This window comes from Lysinibacillus sp. EB106-09-02-XG168, from assembly GCF_058791475.1.
Genome location: NZ_JBYTDN010000003.1, coordinates 2,007,062 through 2,033,138, shown reverse-complemented (window position 1 = coordinate 2,033,138; position 26,077 = coordinate 2,007,062). Strand labels below are relative to the sequence as shown.

The following is a 26,077-nucleotide window of genomic DNA, read 5'->3' as shown; positions in this document are numbered from 1 at the left end:
GTTGATTTGATGGTAGCAGTGTCGTAGAGTAAAAATCAAGCTTCAACACCAAATATTGTATAACAAAGGAGATTCGAATCATGAAAGATTACGAAATTTATTCACTAGGAGATGTCATACTGCAATCGGGTGAAAAGCTACCTCAAGCCTTTCTTGCCTATAAAACGTATGGAACTTTAAATTCTGCAAAGTCCAATGTAATTGTCTATCCTACTTGGTTTGCTGGCCAACACACCGATAATGAGTGGCTTATTAGTCCCGGTAAAGCACTCGATCCTGACAAATATTTCATTATTGTGCCTAATATGTTTGGAAATGGGCTATCTTCCTCCCCAAGCAATACACCAGCCCCTTTTGACAGAGCGAATTTTCCACTCATAACGATTTATGACAATGTCCGACTACAACATCAGCTCGTAACCAAGAAATTTGGTATTACGAAAATTGCTCTAGTCGTTGGCTGGTCACTGGGGGCGCTGCAAACCTTTCAATGGGGAACTAGTTATCCTGAGATGGTCGAACGGATTGCACCATTTGGCGGAACTGCAAAAACCAGACCACATGCTCAAGTTGTTTTTGAGGGACTTATTGCAGCATTGCAAGCGGACTCCAATTGGAAGGAAGGCTTCTATGATAGTCAGCCTGTAGCAGGACTTGCCGCGATGGGTCGCGCCTATGCTCCTTGGGGGTTTTCTCAAGCTTATTATTTAGAGCAACTCTATCAGTCAGAGGGATATTCGACGTTAAAGGCATATCTGAAAGACTATTGGGATCAAGTATTTCTTTCTTTTGATGCCAACGATTTGATTGCTATGCTCCGTACAGGAATCGCCGGAGATATTAGCGCCAACATCGAAGACTACAGAAATTTTGAACAGGCATTAAACAAAATCACTGCTCATGCTCTTGTTATGTCAGGATCGACTGATCTGTTCTTCCCTCCTGAGGATAATGCATATGAAGTGAAACATATGCCTAATGCTATTTATCAGCTAATCGAATCCAAATGGGGACATTGCTTTGGAATCGGACAAAACGAACATGATTCCTTTGTGATAGACAACTATCTGAAACAATTTTTGCAGTTGCAATGAATAACTTTACGTATTCTAGTAACAGAGAAGTAGATAATGCCCTTCTCCATAATTTTTTCACTTACAATAATAAAGTGATACTTTAATCAGTGTGGGGTTTGCTTCTTCCCCCACTGATTATTAAGGTAAGAATCTGATACCTAACGCTTCGTTTACCGTACAAATAAATTACTGCCCTTTAATGTCAACATAGGCTATTCATCTAAAAAGATACACGATCAAACTTGCTAAAAGAACTCACTCTGTCTTACCATAGTTAAGCAATGATAAGAGAAAGTTCCATTACTCTTACACCTTCTTGAGTATACCTTATCTAAGGAGTGGTAAAATTGGCGCGTGTTTTTTTTATTAACGCTGGATCAGAAGGACATATCAATCCAACGATTGGCATTGTGCAGGAGCTCATTTCACGAGGAGAAGAGGTCGTGTTCTTTACAATATAAGCTTTTCGGGAGCGCACCGTATACTAAGTTAATAACCTTTCCCACAATCTACACAACGATTATCTGTATCATTCTCTCCATACATACGAAGTTCTTTTTCAACATTACATATCCTACATTTCTCAAATCGAATTTGCGGAAGCGTACCTGCTTCAGCTAATGGCACCCATTGCTCTTCATACAATTTTTTCGTCATTCCGTAGTCGATTAAAATAAGTTTTTCATCTTTGTCTAAACCGTAGTTACTAGAATCATTAAAGTCAAAACCATCTAGTTTTTTATCAATTACATTGAGTGCAGTTTTTAAATCTTCTGTCATTCTTGGATCCATTTCTAAATCGATATCATAAGAACAGTTATTGTTCAAAGGTAATTGCTCATAAAAAGGCTGAATTACATATTTTTTGCTTATATAAAGAATAGGTGCAATATGCTTCTCCAATCCTAACGCTTCCAATGATTTATACATATCATATTCGTTTTTACTTTGAGCATACCCGAGTGGATGCAAGAATGTTTTAATCACGAAACCCTCATAACGATAAACTTTTCTTGTTGAACCTATCCCAATCATTTCAGCATTATTAATTAGTTCGTCTACATTTTCTAATACTGTTGAAATATTCATACTCAATACCTCGTATCACTTGATATATTTTCAGATAATTTAATTATACAGAAAATCCCAACCGGTAGGTATGGTTAATTTCTAAATATCCCTAAATCGTCGGTTTGGAAACTTTTTGTTAAAGAATGATATTCAATAATATGGCCCGATTGTTGAACAAAGCTGAATACGATTATAAAACTAAAACTGCTCCGTTAACACTATAATGAAGATTGAGTTCCTTATTTAATCACTTTGCCTCATTTGCCATAAATCATAAATAAGTATCAAAGCACCAATTGAAAATAATATAATACTTAATGTATAAGGAACCCATCCAATTATTTCATTTAGAACTGTCGTAAGTTTACCAAGGGCACCCCAACCTGTTAAATTAGGAATGAATAAAGCAATCGCCAAGTGCATTAAACCAAATAAAAAAATACCTGAAATAAATAAAACATAACCAAATTTCTGTAAACTCTTGTTCATCTAATCCCCCCTTGATATTACTTATCTAAATAAGTTGTCAAGTTAATGAAAAAAATTCCTTCTTGTATTAACCCACTCCGTTAGTTTAAGTGAATTTACTCACAAATGTATGATATTATTCAGTTGAATAGACAGACAAATTAGAATTTGGAGGTTCAATATGAAAAGTAAAGATAAACAATATGCTTTAACTGTTATTACTAATATATTAAAAGTAATGCACAGTAAAGAATATGAAAACATTTTAAATTATGTAGATGAATCTGAAGTGGATGATATTGGTGAGTTATTCTATTATGTCCAAGAAACATTAAACTTAAATGGATTTGATACATTTGATGAATATGGAGCTCCATGTAATTTCCACCCAAAATACGAATATTCACAAATCAACTTCTATGAATTCAATGATAACAGTGGATTTGCTGTTGATTATGATTTAACTTCAAATTCTAAATTGGCAGATATGTGTTTGCAAATGGAGTTTTTATATACGGATGACGGATTAAAAAGTGTTTTTATCACAGTTGACCCACAGTAAAACAATAATTCGAAAGAATCGTCAGAAATGATGAATTCAAGGACTTATTGAAAAAATTAATGAGTTTTTAAAACTATTAGGGTATAAAAAGAAACATTGAACTTTAGATTTTATGAAAATGATGGATTATGCAGAATTATCAATATGAATCTATTTTAGAGAAGCCAGCAAAATCAACCAAGGTTATTAGTAGATATGGGATATTCAAATTCAGTGTATGAGCTTATCAAAGATTCAGAAGTTCGACTTTTGGTTGAATAAGCTAATAAAATCAAGAATTAATAACTTATAAATCTAACTATTAAAAGGAGAACATATGGAAATATACAATATTAATTTGAATATTCATTATTCTGCCCCACAAGAAGTTTGGGATGAGTTGGAGCGTTTATATAGAGAAATGCCTAACTGGAACAACTTTGTAAATAGCTGTCCACAGTGGTATGGTTCAGATGGTAAATTGATAGAAGTAAGTATTGAATCAAGTGGATTACAATTCTATGCTAAATTACCTTCAGAAGAATGGAATGAATGGATTACATTATTTAAGAATAGAGCTACAAAATTATTGGGATATGAAGTTGGCGAACCAGAAGACGGATTTGAATTTCACTATTACGATTAACCCTACAAATTTCAATACGTCCATAAATTTACTTTGAAAATACATAAGATACTTCGATGTCTTTTTTATATTATCGACAATTCTTCCAATCACACCCAATTGCTATTCAACTAACCTGGACCGTTAGTTTAAGAACCTCTTTTCTTCCCTAGAGTCTTTATTGTTGTTCCAATTAACATAAAAAAAGGCCCTATTATCGTGCCATAATGAAAGTTAGGATTAATTCCGAGGGATGCAAATACCCCTAACATAATCAATACGAATCCAAAACTAGAAGTTATCTCTCCCATTGCGCTTTTATTAAACTTCTCTATACCAATTAGATCACTGATAAAGATTAAAAATACTCCAAGCAAATAACATATCAAGAAAAATTTAAAGGAAAAATCCACAATAAAAATACTCAATAGAATTATGATTACGCCTAAAGAAACAAATTTAGTTCTTTTAGATAAACTATTTATAAATTTTCTTTCTTCTTTGAACAAATCCCCCCACCTCGCTAAATATTTTACCATAAAAACCCACATAAATTGTTAAACTATTTTGCAACATTAGTTCGATAAAAAAAGAGTTGCCTATGCAACTTAATTATCTTTAATTAACGCACTCGTTAGTTGAACAAGAAATGCTCCCCCAAACGAAGTTTTGTTACCAAACTTTGATTTGGGGACGTAATTCAGTTGTAGTAAGTATAGAAAATACAACATACTATTTCTTAAAAACATTATTATCTTTGCCACGAACCATCAAGTTGAATTATTTCTCCATCTTTTTTTACACGATAAGTAACTCCTCTATCTGGTGTAGACTTATTACTTACATCAAAATCCCCTAATTGAATGACATCGTCGTAGTTTCTTGATTCAATATAAAACTCTTCAGTTGGATATGTGTTCTGTAAATATTCCTCTAATTCATCATAAAGTTTTGCATGAATGTTTGAACGTATAGTAGGATAGATTGCGAAAAAAACTATATAACTACTGACAATTATACTAACGATAATTCGTGCAATCTTTTTTCTTTTTCGAAAAATTATAAATATGATAACAACAGCAATTGAAATAATCACTGAAATACCAATTAAAAAAATTAAATCCTCTGGTTTCAAAAAATCACCCCATTAAATTAAATGACACCAAAATTCTTCTCCAATTAAAAGCTCGGTGTTGAATATAATTTTATTTCTATATGTCCTATAAAAAAACCTTTCAAATTTTTACCGAAAAACGGAGCAAGTACTGTCCATCCTGCAACTGCTATATATATGGATGAACCCCAGTTATTTTCAAACTGCATCATTGACAATGCATTAGATTGTTTATAATCTGTAATAATGCATAAAATTTGTCAAGTAATACGAAAACAAAGACTGGGGTGTCCTGAATGAGAATTATAAAAGTTGTAGATTATAACCACAATTGGAGCAGCGGCTATCAGAAAGAGGAACGTTCTATTAGGACTATCCTTCAAAATGAATTGGTGAATAGTTTTCATATTGGAAGCACGTCCGTTCCAGGTCTAAAAGCAAAACCAATCATAGATATTTTACTAGTAGTCAATGATATTCATAAATTAGATTCATTTTCTAAGCAATTTCAAGAGATTGGATACGAAGTTAAGGGCGAATTCGGGATAACCGGAAGACGATATTTCTGTAAAGGTGGCGATTGTCGCACACACCAAATCCACGCTTTTCAATATAACAACTTAGAAGAAATAGAAAGACATATAGCATTTAGAGATTATCTTCGAGAGCATCCCGAAGTTTGCAGACAGTATGGAGAAATAAAAAGCCAACTTGCCAAGCAGTATCCAAATGATATTGATGCGTATTGTAATGGGAAAGACGATTTTGTCAAAAGTGTAGAAAAAGATGCTATTAAATGGCATTGGTCTGTCCGTTAATTTGAATCTTCATTTAGCGGCTGTCTTACACCATATATTATGGTTTTAGCGTTGACTGTTTCTATATAAATGCACCACGCTGTGTGTGATGGTTATCATGCAAGTTTATTCATGAATTACATTCAACATTTTGTTGGTTATTAGTTTGGATATTTAAAACCTGCTTCTTTTATAGAAAAGCGTTCCTACTTGTTAGAGGAACGCTTCTTTCTAATCTCCCTTTTAATCTACTTCTAATACTAATCTGTTATTTTTCTCATACCCCATTCAATCGGTCCTCTTTTATATTTTTTGCTCCATAAAACAGAAAAGTGAATACTCGCTACGAAAAAGAATATTGTAAATACTAAAGAAAATGCTAACGTTTGGTTTTCTAACCTATTGAAAAACGCCAATATACCGACACCGATAAACACATGACTTACATAATGCGTTAATGTTAATTGTCCTGTTTGAATAAGTGCTTTTATCACCCATTGTCCAGTAAACTTTTCTACGATATAAATAGCAGCAACGATGACAATAATCCCAGAAGCAAAGTTTGATAATATATATAAAATGTTTGGTGGAATTGGCCCTGTTTGAAACAAAAATTCTGCACTTTTTACATCTAACACCGATAGCAATAGTCGTATTAATATTTTTGAAAGTACCTCTATTGTTATTAGTAGAATTATAGAGATAAACAACAATTTGTTTCTTACTGCTTTCTTCGATAAATCAAGTCTGCCAATGATCATTCCAAGCAAAAAGAAACAGACCCAAGGGAATACTGGGTGATAGCCATTAAATAAAAGATTTCTTAGAAAACCTTCGAACGTCCAAAAATCTAGATATTCCATAAATGGTTGTTCAGGATGCCATCCTTTCAAATAATTCATTGTCACTTGTAACACTTGCGAGGTGATTAAAAAAAGACTAGATAGGATGATTAAGAGCTTCGACGAAGCTACGATAAGAAAGGACGCAATCAGCATATAAACACCATAATAGTGGAGAATATCTCCAGTCCAATCAGAAACATATAAAAGCAAACCTAGAATAAAGAGAAAAGCGGAACGTTTCCATAATTTCATCCTATTCTCTTTAATAGTAGAAAGCTCACCGCTAATTCTAGCTTTTCTTGTCATCAACGCAACTCCGATTCCAGCCAACGTAACAAAAGTGGCAGACGCTCTGCCTTCGAAAAGACCAGTAAACCATATAAGCCAATCTGGCCCTCTCCCTGCCGCTCCCATAATAATTTTAAAATTGACGATAAGCATCCCAAACATAGCCAAGGCTCGAGCGAAATCTAGCCCTTCAATCCGTTTAGATTGTAACGGTTCGGTCATAACTGTTCCTCCTTCTGTTAATACACCATCACTATAAACTATAGGGTTGACCTAATGTCAATCCAACTTTTATTTGTCCACCACTCAATTCATTTATCCCCAAAAATACGTTAGGTTTATCGCATGGAATTAATCTTTCTTTCCTTCTTATTGATACTGTATGAGGTTTTATCTTAGGTTTATTGGTTGACATTAGGCTAGCCCTAGAGTTTATATTTATCTAGAGAAGAGGGATATTATGGATGAAACAATTACAATAAATCAATTGGCTAAAATATTTGATATCAGTCATCATCAAATACGATATTACGAAGAAAAAGGGCTCTTATTCCCATCCTACACAGATCATAATAGATATCGAAAATATTCGCTGAAGGAAATTTATCAACTTGCTCAAATATTAATGTTGAGAAACTTAAATCTTTCAATCGCACAAATTAAAGAGGTTTTAACTTCGTATGAAAAAAATGATTATTTGAAGTTATTAAAAGAAAAATCAAAAGAAGTTTCCGATGAAATAAACAAACTACAAAAAATAAAAAAGGTAATTGATCACCATTATGTAAATATTACAAACCAAAAAGTAAATTCAACAAAATACTTACAAGAAAGTCATTTAGAAAAAATAATCACTTTAAAAACAAATGAAACTTTATCAGCCAAGGATATGTTTAAATTTCAATTATCAAAGCAATTTTTTTATAATGATATTATTTATGTTTTTGAAGAAGATGAATACCATATATGTACAGAAACAGAACGGAAAGCTGATTTCATCATGAATGAAGGTAAATATAGCTCTATATTTATTTTAGGTGAAACGGATGATGAAATTGAGAAACAAATAGCATCCATTATCGACAAAAATAGTACCCCTATCTACGTAATGGAGCTCTCAAGCGGCATTTTTACTAATAGTAATGTTCTTGAGTTAGAAGTTCTGATTCCCGAAAAAGATGATAACTACTTGGGTTAAATTTATTAGAATATTAACCTCATGATAGCGAATGTTAAATTACTGACATCATTTTAAACGGCTCACATATTGAACAAAATCGTTCAACATGTGAGCCGTTTTTATACTGTATTACACATTCATATCTGTAATAGCAGGAATATTTATCTCTTTCACACAGGAAACTGGCGATAAATTAATCACACATTGGACAATGGCTACAATATCTTGTACAGGAATACGTGTACCTTCATACAACATAATTGCTTTTTCAGCCCCTTCTTCAAAAGGTACTTCAGCAGCCAGCTCTCCTGGATTAATACACGTTACAGCGATCTTATCTTTTCTCACATGCTCGCGTAAAGCATTTGTAATGCCTCGTAAGCCAAATTTAGATGTCACAAACGAAACTTGCGCATTATTCGTATGATCTAAACCCGCTGTCGATCCTATTAAAATTATTTTTCCATTTTCGGCCTGTCTTAAATTAGGTAATAGCGCCTGAATATATGTAATCGTGGAAGTTAAATTAATATTTATTAAGTTTGCAATATCCCCAATTTCATCATTATCGAACGTATAGTCATCTTCAAAACCACGTTTTTCCCATACTCCAACATTATAAATACATACATCAATAGCAACGCCTTGCAAACTTTCTTTTAAAGCAGGAATATGTTGTTGACTAGATAAATCAATAGCAAGCCATTTACGATTTACGCCATCATTTATATCTAAACTACTTGGTCGTGTTCGAGAAACCACCCATACTGTATCCCCTTTTGTTGGTAACCCCTTTACAAATGCATCACCTAATCCTTGGCTTGCTCCAAATATAATAAAGTTCTTACTCATCCAATCACCCTTTCCATATGACTACAACATAAGTATAGTTAATACAAAAACTAGTAACAACTAATGTGATTTATGGAAATATTAAGGTGACGAAAAATCGTTTATTTTAACATACAAAAAAAGAATCCATTTTGACAATAATCAATCAAAATAGATTCCTCTCAATGGAATAAAAGAAACGATGAACATATCAATTTTTGTTATTCAAAATCTTTTACCCCTAGAGAACTTCTAGCAATAAATACAGATTTCACTAGGATTAATCATTTTTAGGAATGAACCAATAGTTATCTTGATTATTTTCATCCATGTATTTTTTAAACTCTGTAGAATTATAGGCGTCTTTTACAGCTTTTGCCCAATCAGTATCTTTATTTTTTTCATCTACTACTGCTACTAACTCGTAATTTTTCACAACATCTTCTTGCAATATGGCTTTTTTCGCATCAATTCCTGAAGAATACACGATACTTCCTGGGATTACACCATAGTCCAAGTCTTCTAATGTACGTGGGATTTGAGCCGATTCCATTTCTTTAATTTCTAACTCATATTTATTTTCAACGATATCCTCTGCTGTTGCTTGAATTGGATCTACACCGTCTTTAATTTTAATCCATCCTGCTTTTTGTAGTATTGCATATGCACGAGCTGCGTTTGATGGATCTTGAGGAATACCAATTACGTCGCCCTTTTTAACCTCATCTAATGATTTCTTTTTACCGGGGAATAAAGCAGCTGGAACTGTCGGTACAGCTGTTACAGCAATAAGAGTTGAGCCACTTTCCTTATTGAAATTGTCCATGTAAGCTGTATGTTGGTCCACGTTTAAATCAATACCACCATCTGCTAAAGCAACATCTGCTTGTCTTAAATCTGTAAATTCCGTGTCTTCCACTTTATATCCTTCATCTTCAAGAATCGGCTTAACGGCTTTTAAAAATAATTCACTATAAGGTCCTGGTGACGTACCGACTTTAATTGTTTTCTTGTTATCAGATGAGCTTGAATCAGCTTTTCCACAAGCTACTAATAAAATGGCAAGCGATAATAATAGAAATGCTGAAATATACTTTTTCATAAATAAAGCCCCTTTTTTATTGATGTCTAATTTTTTTCGCTAAATAACTGCCTAGCGTTTGGATAAGTTGCACAATAATAATTAAAATAACGACAGTTAAAATAATGACAAATGTATTAAAGCGTTGATAACCGTGTGATATGGCTAAATTCCCTATTCCACCGCCCCCAACTGTACCAGCCATCGCCGTTGCCCCAATCAATCCAATTGTTGCTGTTGTTAACGTTAATATAATAGAAGCAAGTGCCTCAGGAATTAAAAAATGTCGTACAATTTGTAAAGGCTTCGCGCCGAAAGATTTTGCTAATTCGATAATTCCAGGATTCACTTCTAATAGAGATGTTTCCACTAATCGTGCAATAAATGGGGCAATGTAAATAATAAGCGGAACGATCGCTGCCTCCGTACCATATGTTTTTCCAACAATTAAACGTGTGAACGGAACGATCGCTACGAGTAAAATAATAAACGGTAACGAACGAATAATATTAATGATTGAATTTAAAATGAAATAAGCAATTTTATTTTCTTTAATACCATTCGGCCTTGTGAGTACTAAAAATAGTGCAAGTGGTAGCCCTAATAACGTTCCAATGAATAGCGAAACAGAAACCATATAAACAGTTTCAGTCATAGCCTGCCAAATTATATCCGGGGAAATCCGATTCATATTTTCACATCCTCTACAATGACATTAAACTCTTTAATAAATGCTTTAATTTCTTGAATGATTGACTCATTTGCAGAAAATGCGATAGTAAAGATGCCTAAAGTAGTTCCCTCTAGTTCTGTAACACTGGCAAAGACAATATTGCTTTCTACATGATTGAAACGTTTATTTAGTTGATATAATAACGAGCTAGCCGTATTTTCTCCTAAAAACTTTAGCCGTAATAAAGTATACGACTGTTGATTTTTTTGATAAAAGTCCAATAAGTCTTTTGGAATGTTATTAGGAATAACCGTTTCTACAAAATCTTTAGTAGTTTGTTCTTTCGGTTGACCGAATACTTGAATAACATTTCCTGATTCGATTAATTGACCATTTTCCATCACAGCTACTTTATTACAAAGATCACGAATCACTTCCATCTCATGTGTAATTAATAAAATCGTTATATTAAACTGTTCATTGATTCGTTTTAACAATTTTAAAATTGATTTTGTCGTTTTAGGATCGAGTGCAGAGGTTGCCTCATCGCATAATAAAATTTCAGGATTTGTAACCAGTGCACGTGCTATCCCAACGCGTTGCTTCTGACCTCCAGAAAGTTGGTTCGGATAATTTTTATCTTTATCCTCTAATCCTACAAATGAAAGCATTTCTTTCACTTTTCTATCGATCGCTTCTTTACTTTCATTACGAAGTTTTAATGGTAAAGCGACATTGTCAAAAACATTTTTAGACTCAAGTAAATTAAAATGTTGAAAAATCATACTAATCTTTTTCTTATTTAGTATTTTCTCATTTGTACTTAATGTTTGAATATCCTTTCCGTCTACGATGATTTGTCCAGAAGTTGGATTTTCTAAGCCATTTACCATCCGAATTAATGTACTTTTACCCGCTCCACTATAGCCAATAATTCCATATATATCACCTTTCTGAACTTCTAGAGAAACATCATTTAAAGCGACTACTTTCTTTTTCTTTTGATAAAATTCTTTTACGATATGTTTAAAGACAATCACGGTATTCATTCCTCCAGATTAATTTGCCAACAAACAGAGAATACGGGCTCCATTCTATTGATTTTCATTTTTAATCGATCAAGAAATGATTAGCTATTTTCAAGAACATTTCTCCTGTATTGAGTAGTGCTCGTTCATCAAAATCAAATTTTGGATGATGGTGAGAATATTGTGTATTTGGATCATCATTATGAGCGCCTACATAAAAGAAATTACCGGGTTTTTCTTGTAAATAGTAAGCAAAGTCTTCCGCTCCTAACACCGGCGCTTTCTGGATAAAAGCACTATCTCCAAACTGTTCTTTAATGAATTGCTCCACAATTGTAGCCTCTTCCACCGGATTAACTAGTACTGGGTAACCATGTAAGTAATCTAATTCAAAATCTATATAATTAGTAATCTTTAACCCTTCTAGAATTGCCCGAATTTCCTTTTCTATCTGAGCACGAACATCTTTATTTAATGCACGAACGGTTCCTTCTAAAACAGCTGAATCTGCAATTACATTGAAGGCATTTCCAGCATGTATACTTCCTACTGTTACAACGGCAGCTTCTGTTGGGTTAATACGACGACTAACGATTTGTTGTAGGTGTTGAACTAGTTGTGTTGCCGCAATAATGGAGTCTTTCGTTTCATGAGGTCGAGCTCCATGCCCACCTTTACCGAAAATTTGAATCGTAAAAGCGTCAACTGAGGCCATTGCTGCACCTGAAGCGGTTGACAGCTTGCCAACTGGAAGGTCTGTCGCTAAATGTGCACCAAATACATAATCCACTCCATCTAAAACCCCTTCTTCAATCATAAACTTCGCCCCACCTGGTGGTTTTTCTTCTGCTGGTTGGAAAATAAATTTAGCTGTTCCATGAATACTGTCCCTATGTTTTTGAAGAACTTTTGCCACCGCAAGTAAAGCAGCCGTATGTCCATCGTGACCACAGGCATGCATAACGCCAGGCACTGTGGATTTATATGTAACTTCTTTTTGATCCTCGATTGGTAATGCATCAAAATCTGCGCGAAATGCGATCGTTTTTCCATGTTCACTTCCTTGAACAGTTCCAACTACACCTTTATCACCAACATTTTCTTGCACAGAAATTCCATAGCTTTTTAATGTATCAGCGATAAAGCGGGATGTTTTTTCTTCTTGAAAAGAAAGCTCTGGGTTTTGATGTAAATAACGACGATTTCCTACTATTTCTTCAAATAAGCGGTTCAACTCTTTTGTAAGTGTTTCAATAGTCAATTCTTAACCCTCCTTGTATTGATTAATCATTCGATATATTTGAACAATTAATACGATTTTAAACATATAAAACCAATAAGTCAACTATGTTTTATTTATTTGTAATCTATTCCAAAATAAAACAACCATCCACCTCGATTGAATCTCGAGACCAGATGGCTGCAAAAGTCTGTTTATTTAATAGGGATAAAATGATGATTAGTCTTCATTACTTGGGCTGTTACTGTAAAAAAGATTATAAAGTTATATAAAATGTTAATGATACTTATCTAATCGTTTTTTTCACTTTCCCGAAATATGAAAACACTGCTTATTATGCCAAGCACACCAAATAACAAAACCCATATATTCTTAAAAAGAAGTCCATAGATTATCATAACACTGCCAATACTTCCACTTGAAAAAGCACTGGAAACCATCGATTTTTTTGTTGGTTTATGGAATTGAATAGAGGTTCCTAAATTTTTATTCCCCCATTTGCAAGCCGCATCCATAATATTTTGTAGTTTATCTAGCATCTTTTTATCCTCCTATTTATCATTTATGGCTCGTGATAATTGCGTAACACCCGCTGAAAAGTGATTTAAACCCCATTCATCTCATCACCTTCAGAGAAGGGAGACTTCTGTACTTGTCACTATACTTTCGGTACAAAACACATTTATAGCGAGGCTTCGCTTTCGATACCAAAACAATTGCTGAAAGAAATCAAAATATGAAAAAAGAGAAAAATGCATTAGACATTGCACCTAAAAAAGCCAACATTGAAAATGATAAACATACCATTCCGGCAATCTTTTTTGCCTTCTGTTCTCTATTTTTTTTGGACATTAAAACTAACCCTAAGATTAGTAGGAAGCTTGCTAAAATGATATTCATCGCAATAAAGAAAGGTGCTGTTTCTTTTAGAAAGTCTATAATACTTCCAAATAAACTCATTGATATCTCCTCCTATTTTTTATATGCAAGACAGCCTCTACTCAAAGATACTTGTTACCAACTGCTTCGTCATAAATTGAAATGCAGCTAAATGATCACAGTTCTTTGATATTCCTTCTTTACTTGCAATACTTGAAAGAAGGACGGTGAAGGTAGAAAAGGCTAAATTTTCAGGAACCTTTAATTTAAGATTCGCTCGTTTGATTGCTGTACGAAAAAGTTCACTACTATCAAATATTAGTTTTTCTTTCATTTCCTCCGAAAGTTTACTATAAAACGATGTGAAATCAGTCGTTTTCACGTCATAAAGAAATGGCTTGCTTTCGTATTCAAAGTAAAGCTGGATTATGGCTGTTTCAAAGCCGGACTTTTCAGGGCATTGTTCAATTCGCTCAATGAAATTTTCATAAATAGTATCTTGAATGTCATACAGAACTTCAAAAAAAAGTTCTTCCTTACTGGAATATAAATTATAAAAAGTACCTGTTGATATTTGTGCTTTCTTACACAATGCGCCAATGCTTGTTTCTTTATAACCTAGAGAAATCCAAAATGCCATACACTCCTCTTTCAATTTACTTTTAATCAGACTTTTATCTTCTTCTGAAAAAACCTTTTTTCCTCTTGCCATAGATAATCCTCCTTTTTTCATGAATATACTTTACGAATATTCATAAAGTATATTCACATGATAGCATTTACACCAAATTTTAACAAGGTATTAAATAACAAATTATTTCAGACCGCGTCACCATTGCTTGTATTTTCAATAGATATAAAAAGCCAACGTTTTGATTAATGTACCTTCAAAACGTTGGCTTTTCTTTCATTTATTAATTTTCCCCACATATTCACAAGCTTTTGTCACGGTACGTGCTATGAAAGATACTTCCTCCATTCCTCCCATGCTTCCATATAACCATTAAGATCATGCGGATGAACTTTAATACACACGCCAATACGTGTATATAATTGAAAAACAACTTCATTCAAAAGTTGTTCCTTTGTCAAGGATGCATTTCCGTTCCACAACGAAAATGAAGAAAAAATCGTATGTACATCTAGACTATCAGGTGAAGAACAAAACGCATAGGTAAAATCGTAAAATTTAGGACCGACTAAAGGTGATGGGTCAATAACGCCTTTTAACTGATTACAAGAATAGACAAAATTATGAACACCTGTATCACCGTGAAGGTAATACTTCTCCTCTTGATAGTGATAAGTATTTAATATATTTACCAATAACTCTTCTCTTTTATGATCCTCGCTTGGTAATAGCTTACCAATATTCATTTTGGAAGACTCAAAACTACTTCGATTAAAGTCTGACCAGGACCTTCTTTGAATCCCGTTTACTCTTCCCCAAGGAATGTCTTTGTCCACCTTTTCATAATGATTAAATAACTCTTTCGTTAAAATGTTCATCCATTCTACTTTCGATCCTCGATTATAGTGAGTTTCTCCGGGTATATAAGAGTACACAATAAATTCTTTTTTATGATCCGTGTAAAGAACATCCGGCAACAATTTCACTTTTTTATAGGCAAGCAGGAATTCCTCAGTGGCAGATATTATCATAGGATGATCAATCTTTATCACATAGATTGGCTTTTTTTTGCACAAGATCGTATATAAAATGCCCTCAGTTGTACCACTTTTTAACCTCTTCACTTCTAAATAATCATTTATGACTAAGCCTTTATTAATGAGTAAATCCATGATTTCATTTATTTTATCCATTTTTCAATCCTCTTCTGACGGTTTAGTTAACTAACTAAATAAGTTCGCTACTTTTTCAACAATCCTGCTTATCAATAAGAAAAGCTGCCTTTGGCTTGGGCAGCTTTTACTCTTGCATCGTTAAGTTGAAATAGAAAAATTCTTTGTTGACCTATACCCACCCGAGATTAACAGTATCAAATTCCGTAATATTTTTTATAAAAATTCAGGACTTCTTCTACATTAAAATCCTCAAAATCTTCTTTACATTTCCGTAAATAGCTAAGTTCTTTCTTTGCCTCTAAAGAATCAATTTCATTGAGATAACCCAGTGTCTTTTCCAATCCTGCACCACATAATAGTTGAGCATCAATATAACAATGTGTATCAAAGTCCTTTTCCTTTGCTCTCCAAATTAACAGAGTATCGTCAACACATCCAAATGCAAATAATTGAATACATAGTGTTTTTAAGTATTCTTTATCTTCCGATGATTCATTCTCTAGCTCTTCTTTTAATAAATCTCTGATTCTATCCACAAAATCTATCTTAGGTACTAAACCAAATGTTTTTAAAAGTTCTTCAGTTTTATCCATAAATCACAGTTCCCCCATGTCCCCATTTAAATAAAGATATTCTCCTAAAATCATTGTACTCCTTCTTGAACTAAACTGCGCTGTTAGATCAAGAAAATAGAGCTGCCTAGGCAACCCAACAACCTTTAATTAAAACCATTCGATAGTTGAAGAAAGAAATGGAAGCCTTTCCGCAAGTGATCCGTTTCTCAAATTTAAATTTAGTTGTCTATGCAAAAACATAAACACTTAGCGAGCAATGAAAACCCCAAGCAGCATAAAGGATTCTGCTCCAATTTAGTACATAACTCAAGCTTTTTCTCTTGCCCTCTGCGTATCTCTTATATTCTTTTGAACTGTTATTGCTGCAAATAAACTAAGAACAAATGCCATCCCAAAAAATCCTTTTTCGCTTAAAACAACACTTCCTGCATTGTATAAACCGATGGCCATTAATGAGATAGATACAATAAGGGCGAACCAACTAAGACCATAATAAATTGTAGTAACTGGTATTCCCTCATCTTTATCTCTTACTGCTTTTTGTAAAGATATCGCAGAATAAAGTCCGAATACTAAAACTGCAAAGTAAAATCCTTTTTCGTTCAATTGCATAGTTGCGTTAAACAAACCTATTAGATATGACGCAACGCCTACTAATAGCGCTGCCCACGAAGCCCCTTTGAAGGCCTGAGTCGGTTCTCCCTCTTTCCGTTCTTCTTTCATTTTTAAATCATTTCGTTTTTCTTTATCTACTAAAACTTCATTATCATCATTCAATTTTCCGCCTCCATATTTTAGTCTAATAAAAATGGAGCACTAGAGACACTTCAGTGCACCTTCTTTGCTAAACTAACTGGCCATAAAGTTGAACAAGCAAAAACGATCTTCGTTATCAAAGTATATGCTCATTAGCATTATAACTTCACAACCTTATGGTCCAGTAAATGAATGTACGAGCCTCTACAGCTTAAACCCCTACTGCGCCCCCAAACAACACTAAACGCTCTTTTACCTATACGGTTAGTAATTTTTTCTTTGCAAAGGTCTTACAAAAATAATTGGCAACTCTTCGCACTAGAGCCTTTAAGTTGTAAAAGATTTAATATTTGTTTTCGCAAATTTTTGAAATGCCAATCCACCATATATATAACGTTCAACCAGAATGTTCTGGCTGAACTATATAATACGAACACCCCGTCAGTTAAATTGTTTCCAAAATCTCTTTTGCGATTTCATCAAGTTCTTCTGCGAGTTCATTAGGTGTAGGTGTTTCAACCACTCTTGTTAAATACTCTCTAAACTGAACTCTTGACTCTACTGGCAATTCAATAACCAAAAAGTTTAAAATAAACCACTTCCAGTTTTCGTCATCTGAAGATAAAACAACTTGCACATGTGGGACAATTTCTTCTGGAAAAGTTAAAAGTAATTCTAATACGTTTGGTGCTACTGGCCAATTCATATCTTGAATCCATTCTAGGAGGTTAGGCAATAAAGGCAATATTTGATCTCTCTCCATTTTTTTAATTATTTCTACTCTATCATTATCATGCTTATGTCTTGGCAAAAGATCTCCTAAGTTTTCCACATGCATCGCTCCCTTAGATTTTTATACATAGCAATCTATTTATTATATCAGTCTATATTAAATTAATTTGAAGAAGCAATTGTTGCACTGTTCATTCGTCTCGGAATGGGTAACGAATCTTTTGTATTAACTCAATGCAGATAGGATAGCCGTCAATTCTCCTGTTATTTTCCACTCCATATAGAAAAAAATCACCTCTAGAAATGAGGTGATTTTTTTCTATCTTCATGATAAACATTTATCTTTTTTACGAAGCTACACACTGTCTAGCAGCCAAAAACGAATAGATACCATTCAATTTTAAGAAGCATCTTCAAACTGACTATTATATAGATCCGCATAGAATCCTTTTTCCGCAATCAGCTCTTCATGATTGCCACTTTCAATAATATCTCCATCTTTCATCACTAAAATCAAATCAGCGTTTTTAATAGTTGAAAGTCGATGTGCAATGACAAATGATGTTCTTCCCACCATCAATTTATCCATCGCTTGTTGGATAAGTGCTTCAGTACGTGTGTCAACGGAACTAGTAGCTTCATCTAATATAAGCAACGGTGCTTTTTTAACCATGGCCCTAGCAATGGTAATAAGCTGTTTTTGCCCAACAGATAAACTAGTTTTATCATTTAAAATCGTGTCATAACCTTTTGGCAGAGTTCTAATAAAGTGATGCAGGCCTACTGCTTTACATGCCGAAATCACTTCTTCATCGGTTACATGCTCTTTGTTATACACGATATTTTCCTTAACGGTACCTTCAAATAGCCAAGTATCTTGTAGCACCATACAAAATAAATCGTGAACATTTTTACGAGAAATCGACTTAGTCGGTACATCTCCAACCATGATTTCACCACTATCAACTTCATAGAAACGCATAAGAAGATTAACAAGCGTTGTTTTCCCTGCCCCAGTAGGTCCGACAATGGCAACTTTTTGACCTGCTTTTATTTGCGCAGAGAAATCTTTAATAATTAGTTTTTCTTTCGTATAGCCAAACTTAACGTTTTTAAATTCTACATTCCCTGTAACATCTTTGGCTTCTAAAGTGGCTTTCTTATCACTTTCGTCTTCAAGTTCCTCTTCTTGTAAGAACTCAAATACACGTTCACTTGCTGCGGCAGTTGACTGCAAGCTTGTAGCTGCCTGTGCTAACTGTGACAATGGCTGCGTAAATAAGCGGATATACACCATAAATGAAACGATCACACCAAAAGTAATGGAACCTTTCACTGTAAGTGCAGCCCCTACGACACAAACAACAACATAACCTAAATTTCCAATAAAGATCATGAGAGGCATCATCATGCCGGACATAAACTGCGCGCGCCAAGCGCTATTAAAAAGACTTTCATTAATTTCATTAAATTCTTTCTTCGCTGCTTTTTCACCGTTATACACCTTCATGACATCATGCCCTGAATAGATTTCTTCAATATGGCCGTTTATTCTACCAAGGTCTTGCTGCTGGCGTATGAAGTATTTTCGCGATTTGGAAATAATAAAGGTCATACATACAAATCCAACGAAAGTTGCAGCAATTGCAGAAAGTGTCATCGTCACATTAATAGAGAACATCATTATCAACGATCCAAAAAACATAACGACCGCTGTCACTAACGAACCAATACTTTGATTTAGAGACTGTCCGATCATATCCACATCATTCGTGACACGACTTAATACATCACCATAGGTTGTAGAATCAAAATATTTCAATGGTAATCTATCAATTTTGTTCGATATATCTGTCCGTAACTTTTTAGAAACTCGCTGCGTAATCGTAGCCATAATAAACGCCTGCAAATAATTTAAAATAAAACTCAATCCATACAATATAGCAAGGAACAGACCTATTTTTCCAATAGCCGTAATATCAATCTCGCCTGTAATGCCTTCCGTTATCAAATCGGTAATATCACTAAGCATATTAGGTCCTATGATCGTGAAAATTGTTCCTACAGTTGCTAATACAAGTGCAAAGATCATCGCTGGTAAATAAGGTTTACAATAGGCAATCAACTTCACCCAAGGCTTTTTAAAATTTTTTGGCTTTTCCCCAGGAGCACCAGGACCTTTTCGGGGCTTATTTGTTTGTTTATTACTCATTGTCCAACTCCTCCTTCGATAGCTGAGAATAAGCGATTTCCTGATAAGTTTTACAAGTTTTCAATAATTCACTATGTTTCCCCATACCAACGATTTTACCTTCATCAAGAACAATGATTTTATCAGCATCTTTAATCGTTCCAATTCGCTGTGCCACAATCAAAGTCGTTACACCTTCTGTTTCTTTTTTCAACGTAGAACGAAGTTGACGGTCTGTTTTATAATCTAGAGCGGAAAATGAATCATCAAAAATAAAGATTTCTGGATTTCGATTCACGGCTCTTGCAATAGAAAGACGTTGTTTCTGTCCTCCTGAAAGATTTGTACCACCTTGAGCGATAGCTGCATCATATTGGTCCTCCATGTTCTCCACAAATTCTTTCCCTTGAGCAATTTCCACAGCTTTTTTGATTTCCTCATCTGTTGATGGGGTCTGGCCATTACCACCGTAGACAACATTAGATTTTACTGTACCTGAAAATAGTACGACTTTTTGAGAAACGTACCCAATCTTATTATGAAGAGCTTCTTGTGAATATTCTTTCACATTAATACCGTCGACTAATACTTCACCCTCAGTCGCATCGTAAAATCTTGGGAGTAAATTAATTAGCGTACTTTTACCGCTACCAGTAGAACCGATAAAAGCGACAGTTTCGCCTTTATGTGCTGTAAAGCTAATATTTTCTAAAACATAGTCCTCTGCATTCGGATATTTAAAGCTTACATTACGCAGTTCAATTTCACCTTCGATTCCCTTTGGTGACGATTGCTTTTCTCCATCGATTATTGTTTGAGGTGTATTTAGCACTTCATTAATACGCGCTGCAGATACCGCTGCTCTCGGCAGCAAAATGAACGTCATGGATAACATCATAAATGCCATAACTACTTGCATTGCATAGGAAGAAAATACGACCATATCACTGAACAAACCGATTCGATCCATACCCCCAGCATTATTTATTAAATGTGCACCAATCCAGTAGATTGAAAGAGTTAAACCTGACATTATCAGACCCATCCCCGGCTGCATAAGGGCCATAAGTCGGTTCACGAAAAGATTTGTATCCGTTAAATCCTTATTTACTTTTTCAAATTTCTCTTCCTGATATTGTTGTGCGTTATAAGCATGAACAACACGAATACCAGTTAAACCTTCTCTTGTTACGCGGTTCAGATGATCTGTCATTTTTTGAACGACTTTAAATTTCGGTAGCACAAAGATGATCAGGTTGCCTATCAAAATAAGTAAAACAATGACAGCTACTCCTGTTGCCACTGACCACTCCCAGCTTTTCCCGGTAATCTTTAAAATAGCCCATACTGCAAGGATTGGCGCTTTAATCATAACTTGAAGACCCATCGCAACCGTTTGCTGTATTTGCGTTATATCATTAGTAGAACGAGTGATTAGACTTGCGATTGAAAAACCATTAATCTCTTCCATAGAGAAAGATAACGTTTTATCAAATACACCTTTTCGTAATTCCTTTGACAAAGATGTTGCTACCTTTGCCGCAAAATAGCCAACAATGACTGCCAATATCATACTGCCAAGAGCACATAAAAGCATTTTCCCTCCAGCTGTCCATATCTCGCTCGTTTTACTGCCATCTGTTTGTACAAGAGTCGTAATTTTAGCCATATAATCCGGCAACTTCAAATCCAAATAAACTTGCCCTACAATGAACACAACACTAGCAACAATAAGGGCCCATTCTTTCGGTTTTAAGTATTTAAATATTTTCAACATATTCGCAGTCCCCCCCTCATTTTAGTTAGCACGCTAACTATATGGTCATATAAAACTTCAAAATAGCATCTTCTTCAAGGTCCGATATTTTCTTTCATGGCATCCATCACTTCAAAAAAAACATCCAGTTTCTCTTCCGGAATACCTGATAGTAATGTTTGTTCAAGGATTTCTCTACGAGTCTTAATATCTTCATGTAGTTTTAACGCATCGTCTGTTAAGACAATTTTTTTGAGCCTTGAATCGTAGGAAACAGATTGCCTTGTAATCAACCCATTACTTTCCATGGATTTAAGTATTCTAGATGCTGTTGATTTACGAATAGAAAATGCACTTTCAAAATCCTTTTGAAACACATCTTTATCTTGGTTTTTGCAAAGATAACTAATTGTCCAACCATGCATGGCAGTCAGGTTATCTTTTTCTGTTAGCGCAGCAGTTGTGATTTGATCCAATTGTCTTCTCATTAAAAGCGACAATGTACGCAATTCTAATCCAACTGATCTCCTTTTGCTCAATACTATTACCCCCAATATATCAACGCTAAACTATCGCATTTATTAGTATTTTTAGTTGAACATCTCCATAATAAAGATTCTTACGTCCTTAAGTACCGATGAATCCTGTTGAGATTTATCTTCGTATTCAGTTTGCCATATTGTCTTTAAATAATCCAACAATAAAGTATGCTTAATAATGTCAAAATAACAATGACATTGTGCTTGGGTGCATAAATAAATTTCAATAAAAATCGAATGACATAAATTGTTAGAGAAGAAGATTTACCTACAATGAACCTCGGAATTTTTGTATATGTTTTTTCATTTCACATATCTAATTTAAAATTGGAAATAATACAAGGTGGTTATAAGATTTTCAATTTTAAGGAGGATAAGTATGCCTACATTTAATTTGCGTGACAAAGTACCTGATTTCACACTTCCAACAGTGAATAAAGAAGAATTCTCTTTTGTATCCCATCAAAGCCAGCATAAAACTTGGCATCTCATTATCTTTTTCAGAGGATCATGGTGTCCTGTTTGTCTTCATGACTTAAAAGAGCTTGAAGAAAACAAAAGTTATTTTGAAAGTAAAAATGTACATTTAATTACAATCTCAACGGATCAGTTGGATAATTTAAAGAAAATGGTTGATGAACATAACCTTACTTTTACCGTCTTGGCTGATGAAGAGTTAAAAACATTACAAGCATACGATGTTTTTTATCATGGAGAAAATGCGCCATATGAGGATCATGGCACGCACGGCGAGCCAGCCTATTTTCTAGTTGATGAAAATGGACAACTACTATATCAACAAAAACAAACAAGTCCATTTGGACGACCATCATCTACTGAACTTCGCAAGATCGTCCAATATATTGGAAAAAATTTAAAGTCAAATCAATAAGGCGCAATAGTAGAGCAACATAAGTAGAAAATGATCCATCTCAAATGGAATTTTAAATACTTAAAGATTAAAGGTAATCACATTAGAGTTGTGATTACCTTTTGCTTTATGTGGAATCAATTCGTCACTAGGCTATAAAAACAATACTAATTCCATTTGTGATCGCTAACGAGAATTTGATTTCGGAAGTACTTATATTTTCATATTTAATTCTCTATTAGGGTTATAGGATTTTAGCCATTTATCAGCTTCAATAACCATCCACGTTCCAAATTCATTTATAAACGATAACAATTGGTTTGTATCTATTATGGGGGTTATGGCATATTCAAGTGCCTTTCTCATATCACTTTCCTTTTCAGGGTAATATTTAGAAAACATTTTATAAGCAGGATATAAATCCCTTGTATATGTGTGTTCTTTGGTAATGACCAGTGCAAGTCCTGCTCTTACTATAATTTTCATAATCCACTTGCAACAATCTTTAATATCCTCTATATCTGAATTATCTTGAAGATCATCACAGGCATTTTTAATTTGAACTTGTAAATGAATTAGATGGTCATTTGCTAAAGCTTCGTTCGCTTTATATTTTGGTAAATGAGGGATCAAGTTTTCTCCAAACACACACATGCCATGGGTTTGGAGTATGAAACTAATGATAGAAAATGATGACGTATTTAAAACATCTTCCATGCAGTGAACACTTAGTTCAATACCATCTACACAATTGTGTTTTTGAGTTAATTCCTGTTCTCCTTCTTTTATCCGCTTTAACTGCAGTTTATTAAGCTTTTGCTTAGTAATCGCTATTGTATCTAAGTCAGCTACACCTTCAATACCTATTCCTTTTGGAATGGATCCCCTTATGTATACACTATGTAAGTTATCTTGAAGAAGGGTGGAATACGTATGAACTACATCGTTTATAACAGGAAGAAAAATAGAATTGATGTTATTCCAATCTGCATGGTTAATAATGTGTCCATCACTATCCGTAACACATAAGCTTCCAATTGTTCTAATAGTAGTCATCACATTACTCCTTTTACGAATTTATGGTTGCTAGCATGCAGAACACTCCTACGCCTCCCTCTGCTAGTCTATTTAATTAAGCTTAATTCGTATTATTTATTGCTCTTTTTTTCTTATAAACATATACGAAAAAATAGCTATAAAACTTGTCACAGTTCCTATTATGATAATTAGTGTAGAAGAAGTGACACGTTCTAAAATTAGTCCTGTAAGGGTAACTCCTATTGGTGTTGAGATTAGTAATACAGAATTTAATAGTCCAAAAAAACGCCCTTGTTTCTCCATAGGTACTATTTTTCTATATAGCACTCCAAAATAAACATTACTAACTCCAAATGCAATTCCCGAGCAAAAATATAGGAAAGAAAATAACCAAGGATTATAAGTTAATCCCATTAATATATTTAAAACACCAACTATGCACACAAAAATAAATGAAGAACTAACAAAATCTTTATTTATTTTTCTCTTTCGAGATAACAAAGAGCCAATTATTACACCTACAGGTGAAGATGCAAATACGATTCCCCACCAAAGGGTAGATAAATCCATCTCTCGTACCACAAATACTTGTAAACATAAAAATAATGCACTTCCTAGAATATTTATTAAGGCAGCTGATAGTAATAATATCTTTAATAAAGTATTATTTAATATTATGAGTATACCGTCTTTCATATCTTCAAAAAATCCCCTTTTTTTCTTTATAGAAATATCTTTTGGGAATTTTAATGAAGCCAAAATCATTATTGATATCAAAAATGTTAAAGCATCTATAAAAAAAATACCTTTATAACTTATAATTCCAACTAGTACACCTCCAAGTAAAGGTGCCATAGTGGTCACAATCTGATTCATAGTTTGTCTTAGAGCAACAGCATCTTCTATATGTTTTTCTTCAACAAATGTAACTATTGCAGCATTAGCTGCTGGAGCTGAAAGTGAAGTGCCAAACGAACGAAGTATTAATAAAACTAACACAATATAAAAAGAGAAGTTATTTTCATTTACTAAAACCACCAGTGCGACCATTACAAAAAATTTTAAAATATCAGCATTTATCATTAGTGCTCTTCTTGAGAAACGATCTGCCATAGTACCAGTAAACGGTGTTAACAAAGCAGTTGTAGCAACGATTACAGCATTTACAATTGAAACTAAAAAAGGAGATTCTGTTACACTCAAAATCCATAAAGGCAAAATAAACACTACTAGTTTATCACCTAAATTAGAGATAAAAGTTGATAAATAGACCTTAATGAATATATGATTTTTCCAAATTGAGCTTTCACTGTTAGACTTATTTCCATTGTTCATCTGATTAGTAGACATATTGGATCATCCTTCTAAAATCTTCAACTCATGAATATTCCATAAGACGCCCCTTGGATCTGGCTTTATTCCTTTTATACGTTTATGTATAACTTGAATATCATATGGACTTACTAACGGAAGTATTGGTAACTAAATTTAGACCATTCCTTATATATAGATTCCCTTCTTTGTTTGTTTTGTTGTCCACTATCAATTAAGTCAAAGTTACTATTATCATGCCAATCAATAGTCGAAACAAAACTACTATTTTTACCAAATATCATTTTTGGATCTGGATCTAAAACTACTTGTTTCTTCCATACTTACCTGAATTTCTTGTAATTCTTCAATGTTTAAATTGAATTCATTCATTAAAACTTCCCTTCCTCCTTTCAAAATATCATTACCAACCAAAATCATTTTGTCATTAATTTTATAAAAATTCAATTATTTTACAAAAACATAAAAAACAAGTGGTTTTTATCTGGAATAGATTTCCTCCTAATCTAATAATATAGCTTAAAAACTATTAAAATGAAATTCACCTGTATTTGCTAACAAGCTGCGAAATTCCACAAAAGTTAATATCCCGTTTCACATTGTGATCGTAAAACGGGATATTCATAAAAACACCGCAACAAAGGACAGCAGTCTATATGATCTACTAACAAACCTTTCACCCCGTTCTTTGACTTTGAACAAAGGATTTTTTTTACTTTGATGATCTTTAGGTACTTTCATTTA

General features: G+C 33.8%; 29 protein-coding genes. 7 read left to right on the top strand and 22 right to left on the bottom strand.

All coding sequences use genetic code 11. From position 1 onward, the window contains the following. Nucleotides 1-80 precede the first annotated feature (80 nt). Nucleotides 81-1,094, top strand: coding sequence for an alpha/beta fold hydrolase (locus AC3WSO_RS10670; RefSeq protein ID WP_492530622.1), 1,014 nt, complete (start codon nucleotides 81-83; stop codon nucleotides 1,092-1,094). Between the two features lie 471 nt (nucleotides 1,095-1,565). Here the strand turns inward: AC3WSO_RS10670 and AC3WSO_RS10665 are convergent, their stop codons facing one another. Both AC3WSO_RS10665 and AC3WSO_RS10660 read right to left on the bottom strand, forming a co-directional pair. Then, nucleotides 1,566-2,165 (bottom strand): protein kinase, encoded by a 600-nt coding sequence (locus AC3WSO_RS10665; protein WP_492530620.1) that lies wholly within the window; start codon nucleotides 2,163-2,165, stop codon nucleotides 1,566-1,568. Between the two features lie 225 nt (nucleotides 2,166-2,390). Continuing rightward, nucleotides 2,391-2,636, bottom strand: a complete 246-nt coding sequence (locus AC3WSO_RS10660) for a hypothetical protein (RefSeq protein ID WP_492530619.1) — start codon at nucleotides 2,634-2,636, stop codon at nucleotides 2,391-2,393. A gap of 160 nt (nucleotides 2,637-2,796) precedes the next feature. On the opposite strand from AC3WSO_RS10660, the gene AC3WSO_RS10655 reads away from it, so the two are divergent. Both AC3WSO_RS10655 and AC3WSO_RS10650 read left to right on the top strand, forming a co-directional pair. After that, nucleotides 2,797-3,177: a DUF7668 domain-containing protein gene (locus AC3WSO_RS10655; protein ID WP_492530617.1), complete on the top strand. Its 381-nt coding sequence runs from the start codon at nucleotides 2,797-2,799 to the stop codon at nucleotides 3,175-3,177. A 316-nt stretch (nucleotides 3,178-3,493) separates the two neighbouring features. After that, nucleotides 3,494-3,802, top strand: coding sequence for a hypothetical protein (locus AC3WSO_RS10650; RefSeq protein ID WP_492530615.1), 309 nt, complete (start codon nucleotides 3,494-3,496; stop codon nucleotides 3,800-3,802). A gap of 128 nt (nucleotides 3,803-3,930) precedes the next feature. On the opposite strand, the gene AC3WSO_RS10645 is transcribed toward AC3WSO_RS10650, so the two are convergent. Together AC3WSO_RS10645 and AC3WSO_RS10640 are read right to left on the bottom strand one after the other, a co-directional pair. Then, nucleotides 3,931-4,290 (bottom strand): hypothetical protein, encoded by a 360-nt coding sequence (locus AC3WSO_RS10645; protein WP_492530614.1) that lies wholly within the window; start codon nucleotides 4,288-4,290, stop codon nucleotides 3,931-3,933. 242 nt (nucleotides 4,291-4,532) lie between these two features. Continuing rightward, on the bottom strand, nucleotides 4,533-4,916 hold the full coding sequence (locus AC3WSO_RS10640; RefSeq protein WP_492530612.1) for a hypothetical protein: 384 nt from the start codon (nucleotides 4,914-4,916) through the stop codon (nucleotides 4,533-4,535). A gap of 275 nt (nucleotides 4,917-5,191) precedes the next feature. Between AC3WSO_RS10640 and AC3WSO_RS10635 the strand changes: the two genes are divergently transcribed. Both AC3WSO_RS10635 and AC3WSO_RS10630 read left to right on the top strand, forming a co-directional pair. Beyond that, entirely contained in the window at nucleotides 5,192-5,713 is a 522-nt protein-coding gene (locus AC3WSO_RS10635) for a GrpB family protein (RefSeq protein WP_492530611.1), read from the top strand. Nucleotides 5,714-5,782: 69 nt separating this feature from the next. Continuing rightward, complete coding sequence (locus AC3WSO_RS10630) at nucleotides 5,783-5,857, top strand: CatA-like O-acetyltransferase (RefSeq protein ID WP_492534318.1); 75 nt, start codon at nucleotides 5,783-5,785, stop codon at nucleotides 5,855-5,857. Nucleotides 5,858-5,952: 95 nt separating this feature from the next. On the opposite strand, the gene AC3WSO_RS10625 is transcribed toward AC3WSO_RS10630, so the two are convergent. Then, the gene (locus AC3WSO_RS10625) at nucleotides 5,953-7,047 is read right to left on the bottom strand and encodes a DUF418 domain-containing protein (RefSeq protein WP_492530609.1); all 1,095 of its coding nucleotides are present in this window, start codon (nucleotides 7,045-7,047) and stop codon (nucleotides 5,953-5,955) included. Between the two features lie 238 nt (nucleotides 7,048-7,285). On the opposite strand from AC3WSO_RS10625, the gene AC3WSO_RS10620 reads away from it, so the two are divergent. Next, complete coding sequence (locus AC3WSO_RS10620; protein ID WP_492530607.1) at nucleotides 7,286-8,023, top strand: helix-turn-helix domain-containing protein; 738 nt, start codon at nucleotides 7,286-7,288, stop codon at nucleotides 8,021-8,023. 111 nt (nucleotides 8,024-8,134) lie between these two features. Here the strand turns inward: AC3WSO_RS10620 and AC3WSO_RS10615 are convergent, their stop codons facing one another. The 15 genes from AC3WSO_RS10615 to AC3WSO_RS10545 form a co-directional block, all read right to left on the bottom strand. Then, a complete protein-coding gene (locus tag AC3WSO_RS10615; protein WP_492530605.1) occupies nucleotides 8,135-8,857 on the bottom strand; it encodes an SDR family NAD(P)-dependent oxidoreductase in 723 nt (240 codons plus the stop codon). Between the two features lie 259 nt (nucleotides 8,858-9,116). After that, nucleotides 9,117-9,938, bottom strand: coding sequence for a MetQ/NlpA family ABC transporter substrate-binding protein (locus AC3WSO_RS10610; protein WP_492530603.1), 822 nt, complete (start codon nucleotides 9,936-9,938; stop codon nucleotides 9,117-9,119). A 16-nt stretch (nucleotides 9,939-9,954) separates the two neighbouring features. After that, nucleotides 9,955-10,608 (bottom strand): methionine ABC transporter permease, encoded by a 654-nt coding sequence (locus tag AC3WSO_RS10605; protein WP_492530602.1) that lies wholly within the window; start codon nucleotides 10,606-10,608, stop codon nucleotides 9,955-9,957. Then, nucleotides 10,605-11,639, bottom strand: coding sequence for a methionine ABC transporter ATP-binding protein (locus AC3WSO_RS10600; RefSeq protein WP_492530600.1), 1,035 nt, complete (start codon nucleotides 11,637-11,639; stop codon nucleotides 10,605-10,607). Before AC3WSO_RS10600 ends, AC3WSO_RS10605 begins: the two co-directional genes overlap by 4 nt. A gap of 61 nt (nucleotides 11,640-11,700) precedes the next feature. Then, nucleotides 11,701-12,879, bottom strand: a complete 1,179-nt coding sequence (locus AC3WSO_RS10595; protein ID WP_492530598.1) for a M20 metallopeptidase family protein — start codon at nucleotides 12,877-12,879, stop codon at nucleotides 11,701-11,703. 269 nt (nucleotides 12,880-13,148) lie between these two features. Then, entirely contained in the window at nucleotides 13,149-13,397 is a 249-nt protein-coding gene (locus AC3WSO_RS10590; protein ID WP_492530597.1) for a hypothetical protein, read from the bottom strand. 190 nt (nucleotides 13,398-13,587) lie between these two features. Then, a complete protein-coding gene (locus AC3WSO_RS10585) occupies nucleotides 13,588-13,818 on the bottom strand; it encodes a hypothetical protein (RefSeq protein WP_492530596.1) in 231 nt (76 codons plus the stop codon). Nucleotides 13,819-13,855: 37 nt separating this feature from the next. Further along, nucleotides 13,856-14,449, bottom strand: coding sequence for a TetR/AcrR family transcriptional regulator (locus AC3WSO_RS10580; protein WP_492530594.1), 594 nt, complete (start codon nucleotides 14,447-14,449; stop codon nucleotides 13,856-13,858). A 245-nt stretch (nucleotides 14,450-14,694) separates the two neighbouring features. After that, nucleotides 14,695-15,561: a phosphotransferase gene (locus tag AC3WSO_RS10575; RefSeq protein WP_492530593.1), complete on the bottom strand. Its 867-nt coding sequence runs from the start codon at nucleotides 15,559-15,561 to the stop codon at nucleotides 14,695-14,697. A 176-nt stretch (nucleotides 15,562-15,737) separates the two neighbouring features. Next, a complete protein-coding gene (locus AC3WSO_RS10570) occupies nucleotides 15,738-16,136 on the bottom strand; it encodes a hypothetical protein (RefSeq protein WP_492530591.1) in 399 nt (132 codons plus the stop codon). A 288-nt stretch (nucleotides 16,137-16,424) separates the two neighbouring features. Next, nucleotides 16,425-16,841, bottom strand: coding sequence for an inner membrane protein YiaA (gene yiaA / locus AC3WSO_RS10565; RefSeq protein ID WP_492534316.1), 417 nt, complete (start codon nucleotides 16,839-16,841; stop codon nucleotides 16,425-16,427). 478 nt (nucleotides 16,842-17,319) lie between these two features. After that, a complete protein-coding gene (locus tag AC3WSO_RS10560; RefSeq protein WP_492530590.1) occupies nucleotides 17,320-17,712 on the bottom strand; it encodes a DUF5071 domain-containing protein in 393 nt (130 codons plus the stop codon). A 294-nt stretch (nucleotides 17,713-18,006) separates the two neighbouring features. Beyond that, nucleotides 18,007-19,818 (bottom strand): ABC transporter ATP-binding protein, encoded by a 1,812-nt coding sequence (locus AC3WSO_RS10555; protein ID WP_492530588.1) that lies wholly within the window; start codon nucleotides 19,816-19,818, stop codon nucleotides 18,007-18,009. Then, nucleotides 19,811-21,574 (bottom strand): ABC transporter ATP-binding protein, encoded by a 1,764-nt coding sequence (locus AC3WSO_RS10550; RefSeq protein WP_492530587.1) that lies wholly within the window; start codon nucleotides 21,572-21,574, stop codon nucleotides 19,811-19,813. Before AC3WSO_RS10550 ends, AC3WSO_RS10555 begins: the two co-directional genes overlap by 8 nt. Nucleotides 21,575-21,648: 74 nt before the next feature. Beyond that, nucleotides 21,649-22,092: a MarR family winged helix-turn-helix transcriptional regulator gene (locus tag AC3WSO_RS10545; protein WP_492530585.1), complete on the bottom strand. Its 444-nt coding sequence runs from the start codon at nucleotides 22,090-22,092 to the stop codon at nucleotides 21,649-21,651. Between the two features lie 379 nt (nucleotides 22,093-22,471). Between AC3WSO_RS10545 and AC3WSO_RS10540 the strand changes: the two genes are divergently transcribed. Then, nucleotides 22,472-22,984, top strand: coding sequence for a peroxiredoxin family protein (locus tag AC3WSO_RS10540; protein ID WP_492530583.1), 513 nt, complete (start codon nucleotides 22,472-22,474; stop codon nucleotides 22,982-22,984). Between the two features lie 192 nt (nucleotides 22,985-23,176). Here AC3WSO_RS10540 and AC3WSO_RS10535 read toward each other — a convergent pair whose 3' ends face one another. Continuing rightward, nucleotides 23,177-24,019 carry a nucleotidyltransferase gene (locus AC3WSO_RS10535; protein WP_492530582.1) on the bottom strand — a complete coding sequence of 281 codons (843 nt, stop codon included), beginning with the start codon at nucleotides 24,017-24,019 and terminating at the stop codon, nucleotides 23,177-23,179. A gap of 96 nt (nucleotides 24,020-24,115) precedes the next feature. Beyond that, nucleotides 24,116-25,351 (bottom strand): MFS transporter, encoded by a 1,236-nt coding sequence (locus tag AC3WSO_RS10530; protein WP_492530580.1) that lies wholly within the window; start codon nucleotides 25,349-25,351, stop codon nucleotides 24,116-24,118. Nucleotides 25,352-26,077: the final 726 nt, after the last annotated feature.